This window comes from Bartonella sp. AA81SXKL (genome assembly GCF_042196945.1).
Taxonomy (GTDB): domain Bacteria; phylum Pseudomonadota; class Alphaproteobacteria; order Rhizobiales; family Rhizobiaceae; genus Bartonella.
On record NZ_JBHIRH010000002.1, the window covers coordinates 26,067 to 38,526 of the forward strand.

Genomic DNA, 12,460 nt, shown 5'->3' on the forward strand with positions numbered 1-12,460 from the left:
ATTTTATCCCTTATGTTTTTATTTTATAAGGGAAATGGCTCTGAACGAGCGTAATTAATTCTTCTATGGCAATCGGTTTTGTCACAAGTGTACTTTGAACATATTTACAGCCTTCTTGACGGAGGAAGATTGCTTCTTTTTCATTTTCAACACCTTCTGCGATAATTTGCAAATTAAGATCTGTTGCCATATTAATGATAGACTTTAGAACAATTTTCTTCTTAAGAGAGTCGATTGAGATAAGTGAATGATCAAGTTTAACCATATCAAATGGATAACGTACGAGATAGGTCAGAGACGAATAACCTGTTCCAAAATTATCGAGTGCGAGATTCATTCCAAGTGTTTTAATTTGTTCAAGAAAGTGCGCTGATTGTTCAGGATTATTTCTTAAGACAAATTCAGATATTTCAATCATCAGACGCCCTTTGTGGAGCGGATGGCGAAGCAAAGCGGCACGCAATTGACTGATAAAACGAGGATGAATCATTTCTGCGCTTGGTAAATTAATTGAAATAAAGAAAGATTGTTGGGAAAACTTTTCTTGTACATTTATAAGATCAATAATGGCATTATCGATGATAAATTGTGACAAATCCATAACAATTTGTTCATTTTCTACGATTTTTATGAAATCAGAGACATTTAAATTTCCATAAGTGGGATGATGCCATTCTACAATTGTTTCAAAACCAATAATATGTCCGTCTGATAAATTAAGAATAGGATGGTAGAGGATTTTCATCTCATTACGTTTTATGGCATAATGAACATCTTTCTCCAGAGTATTATGTTCGAGACCCAAAGTGCGAAAATTAGGACGAAAAGGTTCAATATGGTTCCCACCCATTTGTTTTGCGCGAATCATCGCTAACTCACTATCATTAAAAATATCTTTAGCCGTCGATCGGCTTTCACTCCATGTAACCAATCCGATAGAGGTTGAAAGGATTATTTTATTTTCTGAAAGTGAAATAGGTGCTGAAATTGTTTTGTGCAAATGATCTGCAAATGCTGCAATTTTTTGTGGTTCGGTTTCACTGAGTAAAATAATTGCAAAGCGGTCTGCTGAAAGACGCGATAAGGTGTCTTGAAAGTTAATGAGACGATTTAAACGACGTGCGATTATAAGCAGTACAGTATCCCCAACTGCTATGCCTAATTTGCGATTAATTTGGCGAAAATTGTCAAAATCAATCATAAAGACAGTCGGTCTAATTTTGATATTTGCTTTCGCTAAAGAGGTATAATTTTGTAGTCTATCAAAGAAAATTTGTTGGTTAGGAAGTCCAGTTAAGCTGTCGTGGATTGCATCATGCAATAAGCGTTCTTCGGATTTTTTATGGTTAGTAATATTGACAATGGTTCCAATAACACGTGTGATTTTTCCATCTTTTTGCATAGCCGGACGTGCACGAAGAGAAAACCAATGATAATAACCACCACCGGAAGAAAGCCGAAAAATTTGATCAATGCGCCCTTTTTTATTTTTAAGAATGATATCCAATACGGCTTGAAAGCGTTCACGATCATCATGGTGCAAGGCTGAAATCCAGTTGCGCATAGGTCCATTGAGGTTATGAATTTCAGTACCAAAAAGGGTTGCCATGTTTGGATGTACAACAATACGGTCACGCTCAATATTCCAATCCCAAATAATATTTCCAGCTCCCTTTGCTGCGAGTACTTGTTGTTCAAGGTCGGAAAATATTCCTTCATGGAAAGCGTCATTAGAAAAAGTTTGTTGCAGGACAGTAAAGCTTATGAGAAGAACAATGAGCACTAATCCCCCCGCTAATGCTGGCTGGATAATATCATTGTTTAAATGTCCAGCTATGCAGGCATAGGCTCCAACGCACCAAAAGCTAACGAGCAACCATGTTGGAATAAGCATAATGGCGCGGTCATAGCTTCTGATTGAGAAATAGATGATTAATATTATACCAAGCACAGCGGTAAGGCCAAAAGACAAACGCGCAATTCCAGCTGCTCTGATGGGATCATAAATAGCAAAGGCTCCTAGACTGCAAAACGCAATGGTCCAAGCGATAGCACCGTAACTAAAATGATAATGCCAGCGGTTAAGGCTGAGATAGGTAAAAAGAAAAATGAAGAGTGTAGCAGTAAGTGCTACTTCTGTACCAGCACGCCAGATTGGTTGGGTTGTGAGTGTAACTGCAAAGAATTTATTTAAAAAGTTGAAGTCAATACCAATATAAAAAAGCACTGCCCAAGCAACTGCCGCTGTTGCAGGAAACAGCCCTGTTCCACGGACGACGAAGAGAACAGTTAACAAAAGCGCTAAGAGACCTGATATCCCAAGAAGAATACCATGATAAAGCGTATAAGAATTAATTGCATCTTTATAAGCTTCAGGTTGCCATAAATAGATTTGCGGTAGATTTGCAGAGTTAAGTTCGGCCACAAATGTAATAACAGCACCAGGGTTAAGGGTAATACGAAAGATATCAGAGTTTGCACTAAGTTGACGATCGAGGGAAAAACCTTCGCTTGGCGTTATGGATTGAATCCTTGATGATCCAAGGTCTGGCCAAAAAAATCCAGAACGTGCCATGCGGTAATGGGGGGCAACGATGAGACGATCAACTTGTTCATCTGTTGGATTTGCAAGAGAAAAAACTGCCCAATTTCCGGAAAATTTTTCATTTTTTGCCTGCACTTCAATACGCCATACAATACCATCTGGTCCTGGTGCTGTACTTGTTTGAAAAATAGAGTTGTTTGTATGGTGAATTTCAATTGCTTTTGAGAGATCAAGAGCAGCATCTTGAGAAGAAATTTTAACTGGTTCAATTGCTTGTGCTGATGTAAGATGGACAAGAGAACTAACGACTACAATGAAAATGATGTCAATTATTTTACGCAAACTCTTCACAATGTCCCACTCTCAATATTTTAGGATGTTTAATTTTCATTTCGACTTTTGAGAAAAAACGTCCACCTTTTATAATTTATTTACATAATAAATTGTTATCACTTTTTCTTAAGTTATGTGATTTTATATACAAATAGACCACACACCCATTTGCTTCAATGGAACCTGAAGCGAATGAAGTTTTATATTTTAAAAGGGCAAAGTTAAACCATGAATTTTCAGATTTCACGGATATACCTTCACTTATTAGAATCTTTATCACATGAAGTATGAATTGGGTAGTTTTGTACACCTCTTTGCCCAATATTTCCAAAACTTATTTAATGAGGAGAGCTTTTGTGGTAAATTTTATGATAAAATATGTGACGTTATTGTGATGCTGCTTTAAAAAGAAGTTTTTACTTTAGCTTGTATGAAAGAGTTGACGTTAAATCATCAAAATTTATGAGGGGGCCTACAGGTCCGACAGCAGTTAGTGTTGGAGTGGAGTTTGTAAAAAGACGATGTGCTAAATCAGTTAATCTTTTAGGAGTGATGAGATTGAGGCGTTCAATTGTTTCCGATATTGGAATTGGTCGACCATAAAGGAGTATTTGGCGAGCAATGAGATGTGCTTGACTAGAGGGATTTTCTTGTGACATTGTCAGATTTGCACGATATTGCGTTTGTGCTCGTTGCAGTTCGTTGGCGTGAATATTTTTGCTGACCTTGGAAAGTTCATCAAGAATCACAGGAATAAGTTCTTTGAGCCCTTCTTGTCCGGTAGCTGCGTGAACACCAAAAAGCCCAGTATCTGAAAATCCCCAATGAAAAGCATAAATAGAATAGCATAATCCACGTTTCTCTCTTACCTCTTGAAAAAGACGTGAAGACATACCACCACCAAGAATGATTGAAAGAATTTGGGCCGCATAAAAATCACGCGCGTGATAAGCACGCCCTTCAAACCCTAGAACAACTTGTGTATCCATTAAATCGCGATATTCACGAAAGTCGCCACCGACATAATTTGCAAGATTAGTAAGAGGTGCGGTTGAATGGGAGCGAAAAGTACCAAGACGACTTTCAACTTCTCGCAAGAAACTTTCGTGCTTTACAGCTCCTGCAGCAACGACAATCATACGATCTGCACTATATTGTTTATTGATGAAATCATGGAGATCAGTAGATGTAAATGATTGAATAGTTTTAGCTGTTCCTAAAATAGAGCGTCCAAGGGATTGATGACGAAAGGCTGTTTCTGTAAAGTGATCAAAAACAATATCATCAGGAGTGTCATGGGCAGCACCAATTTCCTGAAAGATTACTTGTTTTTCTCGTTCTAGTTCATCGTCGTCAAATTTTGAATGCATTAAAATATCGGCTAAAATGTCTATAGCAAGTGGGATATCGCTTTTAAGTACACGTGCAAAGTAAGCTGTTGTTTCAATACTGGTTGTAGCATTGATTTCACCGCCAACATCTTCAATATCGGTTGCAATTTGAAAAGCAGTACGGTTTTCGGTTCCTTTAAAAGCCATATGCTCAAGAAGATGAGCAATACCATGCTGTGTGGAGGTTTCATTGCGTGAGCCCACTTTAACCCATATTCCGAGGGCAACACTATCAATTTGTTGCATTGTATGTGTGGCGATAGTCAAACCATTATTTAGGCGACAGATATCTACATCCATGTATTTACAACTCCATTAAATAAGCTAAATACCTCATTGTAAGGGTATCAGAATCTTCTTGATTTAAATTAATGCAGCTAACTTTAATAAGATGCACGCGATTTTAAAGAAATATAATCTTTTACTATTTTTTCATCATTAGCAAGATTTATAAAATGTTCTTCGTGTTTCATTACATCATTGAGATGAGATGGCCATGGAGCATGAAGGCCACAAGCGCTTTTAATAGTATCAGGAAATTTAGCTGGATGAGCCGTGGCAAGAACGATCATTGGAATATGCGGTTTTTTGTTTTCACGCGCTACTTGAAGAGCGACCGCTGTATGTGGATCAACAAGATAGCCACTTTCCTTATAGACACTATCAATTTTTTGAGCTGTTGCAGCCATGTTGCTTTTCCCAGCGGAAAATAGGGAACGAATATTTTTGAGTTGCTTTTCATCAAGAGTAAAGAGACCCGTTTTTTTCAAGTTTTCCATTGCATTGCGAATCCACATTGGATCACGATTGCCACTTTCAAAGAGCAAACGTTCAAAATTAGAAGAGACCTGAATATCCATAGAAGGTGATGTTGTATGGACTATTGGTTTTGTTTCGTAAGTACCACTGGTCAATGTACGTACAAGGATGTCGTTATCATTCGTTGCGATGACCAGTTGAGCAATGGGTAATCCCATACGGGCTGCGACATAACCTGCAAAAATATCACCAAAATTTCCAGTAGGAACAGTGAATGAAACAGCTCTATCAGGTGCTCCTAAAGAAAGTGCAGATGAAAAATAGTAAACAATTTGCGCCATGATACGCGCCCAATTTATAGAATTAACACCTGAAAGCGCTGTTTTTTTACGAAAATTATGATCATTAAACATTGCTTTGACAAGAGCTTGGCAATCATCAAAATTTCCTTCAATGGCAATGGGATGAACATTGGAACATTGATTGGTTGTCATTTGCCGTTGTTGAACAGGTGATACACGTCCTTTAGGAAATAAAATAAAAATATCTGAGTGTTCTTTTCCAGCAAAAGCTTGTATCGCAGCTCCTCCTGTATCACCTGATGTTGCAGCAATAATCGTTGCACATCTATTTTTTTTAGTCAAAACATAATCCATCAGTCGAGAAAGAAACTGCATTGCTACATCTTTAAAAGCTAAAGTAGGACCATGAAAGAGTTCAAGGATAAATTCATCTGCTCCAGTTTGTCGTAACGGACAGATTGCTGGATGGTGAAAGGTTGCATAAGATTCAGCGATCATATTTTCAAAAGCTGTATATTCGATTTCGTTATTCACAAAGGGCCACAGAATAGTTTTAGCAATTGTTGTATAGGACTGACCACGAAGTGCTCGTAACGCATCAAATGATAATTGCGGAAATTTATCTGGAAGATAAAGCCCACCATCACTCGCCAACCCTGTCATGATTGTTTCCGTAAAGCTTAAAGCAGGAGCTTCACCTCTCGTGCTGATATATTCCATAAGTCTTATCCTTTTTTTATTTCTGGCAAATTGGTGAAGTTATTTATTTCACGTTTTTCATAATATTTAAATTATTAAATGGATAGAGCTTCTTTTCTTCTTTTTAACTCAATAATGAAAGGAAATAGCCTTAAGCATTTTTATTTTTGAGATATAAACGCCAAATGTTCACAGAAAATCTTTTACAGTCGAAAATTTTCTCTCTATTATTCATTCACTTAAATTTTACAACGTATCTTCATTTGTACACCTTCTTAAATAATACAATTAAATAGATAGAATGGCATTTACTGAAGAACTTTTGTATAAAACTCAATCATTTATAGTTATTTTATGCTCTTAATACTTTGTAACAATTAAATCTGCTGAACTGAATGTTAAAATGATACACCTCAGAACTCACATTGGAAGATTTATAAGGTAAATTTATGGCATTTCGTGCGCAAATCTATACTTTGAATAATCTTTTTTAGCTTAATTTATCACTTTGTATAATAATAGATATTATATTTGTGCTATACAGTATGGTAACCTAAAGTTTATCCATAGAAAACATACAACAGCCTGCTAAATGATGGGAAGCAGGCTGTAAAGTATTTTCATTTTAAATAGAAAAAAATAACTAAGTATCTTTGAATTATTTGCCTTTAATTTTTCCTATTGCCCATCCGATTATCGCACTAAATATGGCCATAACAGATCCGGTTAAAAATCCAAAACCCAAAGCTCCCATTGTAGAAAAAACTCCTAGCGTAATGGGTTCAAATACTTTCTCAAATTTTCCTTCAAAGGCAGATTCACTTTTTGCTCTATGAGTGAAACTTGGGACATAAAGAGCAGCTATATCGATAGCTTTTTTCTTTCCTTGTTCTATTAGAGAGACAGTTTCCCATTGAGTATCATTTTTCAAATGATTGGCATGAACATTTATAACTTGTGAAAGTAAAAAAGCAACTGCTATAAAAATATTTAATACGTAAGTTTTCAATACTTTAATCATAGTTTACCACCAATACTTTTATTTTAATCTGAATTGAATAGATGCATCGGCAGAATTAGTGCACATTGAGAGAAACAGAAGCATTTAAAGCTTTTTTCACTCTTAGTGTGGTAATTCATTAGTTTTTGTCATCAACAATGGATAAACACAGAATATGTTCATAGTTTATATTTCATATGAGAAGGTCTTATTCTGATGAAATTTCAATTTTAACGAGATTTAAAATACAATATTATTTTACTTATTATCCATCCTAAAAACATGCCTATCGTACTTGATGCATATCCAAGTGCCATCCCCATACCAAAAGCCCCGAGTGTAAGAGGTTCAACAACCTTTTCAAATTTTCCTTCAATAGTAGCTTCATTACCCACTCCACGATTTAGACTAGGTCTATAGAGAGAAACAGTATGGACTACATCCTTTCTTTTCTGCTCTATTGCAGAAACAAAAATATTCTCACGATGAGTACTATTTTGTAAAGAGTTTGCATGCACATTTACAACCTGAGAAAGAGAAAAGGCAGACATAATGAAAATACTTAATATATGATTTTTAAATAATTTAATCATAATTTACCTCAAATATTTATAATATTCAATATATATGCGTAAATTTATACTTTGGATATTTGGATGTAATCTACGAAATTTATATTTCATGGAAAAATAAGCTTCATTATGTAATTATTTACAATTAATTATTGACTCATAATGAAGCTATTATTCTAGAGTTATAGACGAGGTTGAATTATTTGAACATCAATACTATGTCCTTTATCCAACTTATTATTGATCCTATAAAACTCAGTGCATATCCAGCGTACAATAGTCCCATTCCTATAGTCATAGGCCCAACGACCTTTTCAAATTTTCCTTCACCTGTTGTTCCATGTTCTGTTTGATAATTTACAGACGGAGCATAGAAAGCAGTCGTAGAAACTACATCGGATTTCGCATATTTTACTTGTTCCATTGGGAAAACAGAAAGTTCCTCTTTTGGAGTATCGTTTTTCAAATAGTTTGCATTAACATTTACAGTTTGTGAAATAAAAAAAGTGCTCGCTATAAAAATGCTTAAAATATAATTTTTAAATATTTTTACCATAAATTTACCTCAAATATTTTTAAGTTATATATGTAATAAATATACATAATGTTTATGTATATCACACTATATACAAGCCATATAGTTCAATATGTATTTTTAGTCAATAATAAAAATACATATAAAAATATAACTATAATTTTTATAAACGTTATTGTAAAAAAGTAACAGTAATAATTACAAATTATATTTTTTAAAAACTTTATACAATATTTTATTATGTGTTATATATAAAACAACATATGGTTATCGTATAATTTTTATAAAACGATATTAATATATTTTTTAAATACATTTATAGATAATAAAAGTGATCAAAATTTTTACATATTAAATATATAAAAATTTATTTATTATCAATAGTGTAATAGAAAACATGAAAATTATGATGTAGTTATAAAAATATTATTAACAATTAAAATATGAAAGGACACGATAAAATTTTATTATTTATAGTATTTATTATAGATAGTCATTATTGTATAATGTGTGTTATATAGATATTATTTAAGTTATTATTCAATGGTTATTTAATTGCATCGTGATAGCAGAATAATAATTCTTAATTTACTATTAAATATATACATTTATCTTATAGATAATAATATGTTATAGATACTAAAAAATGTACAATTTTCTCATAGTATAAAGTAGAGCTCGAATTGGATAGAGATAAATGATATTATCTTTTTCTCGCCAATGTGAACAGCATATTACTATGATGGAAGGCGGTGTATAGAAGAATATAATTTAGACATATTTATGAGTGCCGAAAGATCAGCATTAGATAATATTTTCAACACTTTCTTTTTTCCAAACTGAAAAGCCGCTTTTATTTTTAGAAAGTGGATTACTTTTGAAAAGATCTGATTTCATTGCTTATTTAAAAAGGCTATTAAGTGCTTTCGGAAAATTTTAAGCAACTATTGGTATCTCTGTAGCTTGTTTAACATGATTATATGTTTCATATTTATGTGCTTTTTTAAAGAAACCGTTCTCAAGGTACTCAAGCCTATTTTGCAATGATAGATATGATGATAAAGCCCCCATAATATAAAATTCTTAGGGCATCAGAATTTTTGACGTTTATAAAGAAGAAAGATGGCATTGCCATACACTTTTCTCGCTCCTAATGTTGCTATAATTTTTGCCTTTTGAGATGATTCATTAAAAGGCATTTTTATTTCTTTATTTATTTAATTCAGCATATCCAGATTTGAAATGAGAGAATCTTACAATATTCGTTTTTTTTGCTTAATTTGAATAATGATAAATTATGATTATAAATCAATATATTGTCTGTAAATTACTTGGTATGAAATGTTTTTTATAAAATGCAAATCTTTATAAGAATGTATTCTTTTTGTTTTTTGTAATCTTAGGGAGGTTGTACCGATTGAAGCTGTTAAAATACTGTTTAAGCAGCAAAGTAAATAAGCCTTCAACAAGTTTATGAGATTTGGATTGAGTAAATATAAGTTCTTCTAACTCAACAAGGACGCTTTTGTTGTTTTCAATAAACTCTTGTATTCCATAGATTCCGCGAATTTTAATATGCTTTCCATGACCAATACGCACATACTCTAAAATTTTACCATAGTGTGTGATTTTTTTGATCAGATGGAAGAGGCTAGCAATTTTCACATCTTATCGAGCAGGGCATCGTCATATTCCTTTTTTGAAAAATATAATAACTTATCAGGATGGGCTGCTGAGGTTGGGAGTGAGATATCGGATTTGAGATAGATAAGCAGGGTTTGATTTTTATGAGTTTTCCTCCCTGTTGTTTGCTTTTTTAAAGCGCGTGCAATGGTTAACTGACTTATTGATTGCTCAACGAGGTGCTATATTTTTTCCTTCACATTGAAATGCAATTCACCCGTATCGTGAATTACGCATTTATTGAAGTTATTATAAAAGAAGCAACGAGAAGAGAAGGGCATTTGAGTAAAAATGCTTCTTACATAAGAGTTTACAAACTAATATATTCAAGAGATTTTTTATAATAGATCCCTCCATACTGCCATTGCTTCTAAGACTTCTCCTAAATGAGCATGTTTTGCGATAACTGTTTCTGCACCAGCTTCTGCAAGTGCATTAGAGTGGCCAAGATAGCTATGTGATCCTCCCGTAAAGCCGATGACACGCATGCCTGCTGCTGTGGCTGCGTGTACACCATGAAGGGAATCTTCTATAACGATAGTGTTTTGGGGCTCTGCCTGTAATTGTTGTGCGGCAAAAAGGAAAACATCAGGGGCCGGTTTCGTTCTTTTTGTTCCAACTTCAGGTGCTGAAAATATTTTACCTTCAAAAAGGTCATAGAGATCAACCGTGGTGAGCATCTCTTTTATATCTACGCTTTTTGCATTAGAGCAGATACAGTAGGGATAGCGTGTTTGAATAATTTCTATGGCTTCTCTTACATCATCAATAGCCCGTAATTTAGTTTTTATTTGTGTACGAAAAATATTAGTCATCTGATCTATGAGATGAGCGGAAATTGGTTTTTCTGTTTCCTGTTCAACGTGTTTAAGAATATCGCGAAAAATAAGCCCTGCAAAACGCTCACTCAATTCTTCGGGTGATATTTCATATCCTGTTTGTTTGAGCAATTGAGATCCAATTTTTGCTGCAAGATATTCAGAGTCGACGAGAACTCCGTCACAATCAAAAATAATAAGATCTATCTGAGGCATAAGATATTCCTTTACATGTTACGAGATGGACAACTTTCATGAAAACGATATTGAGAGGATCTTATTTCATAAAAATACGCTTTGAAAATGATTCTTAATTCTTTTACGAAATAAAAGATATGGGAACAGTACATTGAAAAAAAGAAAAATAAGGTTTCATTCATATGAAAGTTTTTTTACTTAAAAAAACAAAAACAATTATCAATTTTGTAGAACTTTAACGATACGTTTACGCTATTTTGTAAATATGGATTGGTAATGCGGGCCTATAAACTATTTTGGTTGATTATAGGGCAAATTCAGTTAATTTTGTTGGGTTTTTCATGACAGTTATTCAGCTTCAAAAAGATTTTCTTCGTACTCCCTCACAGATGCCATGGCGCAATAAAATTTTTAAAGGAGATTGTGTTTCCGTTCTAGAAAAACTTCCAAAACATTCCGTTGATATGATTTTTGCGGATCCACCCTATAATTTGCAATTGGACGGAGCTTTATATCGTCCAGATCATTCGCTTGTTGATGCGGTTGATGATGCATGGGATCAGTTTGAGAGTTTTGCTGCTTATGATGCTTTTACTCGTGCATGGTTGCTTGCTTGTCGTCGTGTATTAAAACCCAACGGAACACTTTGGGTTATCGGATCTTACCATAATATTTTTCGAGTTGGGACGGCATTACAAGATTTAGGTTTTTGGATGCTTAATGATATTATTTGGCGCAAGAATAATCCGATGCCTAATTTTCGAGGGCGCCGTTTTCAAAATGCTCATGAGACGCTTATTTGGGCTGTGCGAGATCAAAAAGATAAAAAGTACACATTTAATTATGATGCCTTAAAAGCGGCAAATGAAGATCTACAAATGCGTTCAGATTGGCTTTTCCCTCTCTGCACTGGAGCTGAACGTTTAAAGGATGATTCAGGGCGTAAATTACATCCAACACAAAAACCGCAAGCGTTATTAGCGCGTATTATTATGGCTTCTAGTAAACCTGGAGATGTTATTCTCGATCCGTTTTTTGGTTCGGGAACAACAGGTGCTGTTGCCAAGCTTTTAGGGCGTGATTTTGTTGGGATTGAACGCGAGCAAGATTACATCGATGCAGCATGTGAGAGAATTGCAGCGGTTCAACCTTTAGCGCAACCAGAACTAGCGATTTTGGATAGAAAAAAAGCAGAACCACGCGTAGCATTCAACAGTTTGCTTGAAGCAGGTTTACTCTATCCTGGAGAAGTTCTGTATGATCGTAAGAAGCAAGTATCTGCTATTGTAAGAGCTGATGGTACGATTATGCATGGTGGTGAAGCGGGCTCAATTCACGCAATGGGAAGAAAGGCTCAAGATTCGCAGAGTTGTAATGGTTGGACCTTTTGGTATTATGAGGAAAATGGACGGTTGAAGTCCATAGATCATTTAAGAATGATCATACGTTCACAAATGTTAAAAACGGGTGTTTTATGAACTAAGCTGATCGCTTCATTCTAGAGTGATCATCAATGTACCTGATCTTGATTGAGATGGACGGGAGGGTGTTTTTGCCTTTCTTAGATGTTTTTTATTAAAACACTAATCCGCTTATAAGCGGCAAGCGAGTATTTTTATGCTTCT

8 protein-coding genes are annotated in these 12,460 nt (G+C 34.5%); 1 reads left to right on the top strand and 7 read right to left on the bottom strand.

The features are described 5' to 3' along the window. Positions 1 to 10: 10 nt before the first annotated feature. From ACFINZ_RS01405 to ACFINZ_RS01435, 7 genes are all read right to left on the bottom strand, one after another. Positions 11 to 2,896: an EAL domain-containing protein gene (locus ACFINZ_RS01405; RefSeq protein WP_375634284.1), complete on the bottom strand. Its 2,886-nt coding sequence runs from the start codon at positions 2,894 to 2,896 to the stop codon at positions 11 to 13. Positions 2,897 to 3,294: 398 nt separating this feature from the next. Next, entirely contained in the window at positions 3,295 to 4,569 is a 1,275-nt protein-coding gene (locus ACFINZ_RS01410; protein ID WP_375618402.1) for a M16 family metallopeptidase, read from the bottom strand. An 83-nt stretch (positions 4,570 to 4,652) separates the two neighbouring features. Next, positions 4,653 to 6,050 (bottom strand): threonine synthase, encoded by a 1,398-nt coding sequence (thrC, locus tag ACFINZ_RS01415; RefSeq protein WP_375634239.1) that lies wholly within the window; start codon positions 6,048 to 6,050, stop codon positions 4,653 to 4,655. 637 nt (positions 6,051 to 6,687) lie between these two features. Then, positions 6,688 to 7,050 carry a hypothetical protein gene (locus ACFINZ_RS01420; RefSeq protein ID WP_375684139.1) on the bottom strand — a complete coding sequence of 121 codons (363 nt, stop codon included), beginning with the start codon at positions 7,048 to 7,050 and terminating at the stop codon, positions 6,688 to 6,690. Between the two features lie 209 nt (positions 7,051 to 7,259). Continuing rightward, the gene (locus ACFINZ_RS01425) at positions 7,260 to 7,622 is read right to left on the bottom strand and encodes a hypothetical protein (RefSeq protein ID WP_375634242.1); all 363 of its coding nucleotides are present in this window, start codon (positions 7,620 to 7,622) and stop codon (positions 7,260 to 7,262) included. Between the two features lie 178 nt (positions 7,623 to 7,800). Then, positions 7,801 to 8,157, bottom strand: coding sequence for a hypothetical protein (locus ACFINZ_RS01430; protein ID WP_375684138.1), 357 nt, complete (start codon positions 8,155 to 8,157; stop codon positions 7,801 to 7,803). A 2,000-nt stretch (positions 8,158 to 10,157) separates the two neighbouring features. Further along, positions 10,158 to 10,853: an HAD family hydrolase gene (locus ACFINZ_RS01435; RefSeq protein WP_375634246.1), complete on the bottom strand. Its 696-nt coding sequence runs from the start codon at positions 10,851 to 10,853 to the stop codon at positions 10,158 to 10,160. A gap of 371 nt (positions 10,854 to 11,224) precedes the next feature. On the opposite strand from ACFINZ_RS01435, the gene ACFINZ_RS01440 reads away from it, so the two are divergent. Beyond that, positions 11,225 to 12,313 carry a site-specific DNA-methyltransferase gene (locus tag ACFINZ_RS01440; RefSeq protein WP_375613050.1) on the top strand — a complete coding sequence of 363 codons (1,089 nt, stop codon included), beginning with the start codon at positions 11,225 to 11,227 and terminating at the stop codon, positions 12,311 to 12,313. The last annotated feature ends 147 nt before the right edge of the window (positions 12,314 to 12,460 follow it).

Bases quoted from the DNA above. Each gene is read 5' to 3' on its own strand.
- ACFINZ_RS01420 (WP_375684139.1), bottom strand. From the start codon at position 7,050: ATGATTAAAGTATTGAAAACTTACGTATTAAATATTTTTATAGCAGTT.
- ACFINZ_RS01410 (WP_375618402.1), bottom strand. From the start codon at position 4,569: ATGGATGTAGATATCTGTCGCCTAAATAATGGTTTGACTATCGCCACA.
- ACFINZ_RS01440 (WP_375613050.1), top strand. From the start codon at position 11,225: ATGCCATGGCGCAATAAAATTTTTAAAGGAGATTGTGTTTCCGTTCTA.
- ACFINZ_RS01430 (WP_375684138.1), bottom strand. From the start codon at position 8,157: ATGGTAAAAATATTTAAAAATTATATTTTAAGCATTTTTATAGCGAGC.
- thrC (WP_375634239.1), bottom strand. From the start codon at position 6,050: ATGGAATATATCAGCACGAGAGGTGAAGCTCCTGCTTTAAGCTTTACG.
- ACFINZ_RS01435 (WP_375634246.1), bottom strand. From the start codon at position 10,853: ATGCCTCAGATAGATCTTATTATTTTTGATTGTGACGGAGTTCTCGTC.
- ACFINZ_RS01425 (WP_375634242.1), bottom strand. From the start codon at position 7,622: ATGATTAAATTATTTAAAAATCATATATTAAGTATTTTCATTATGTCT.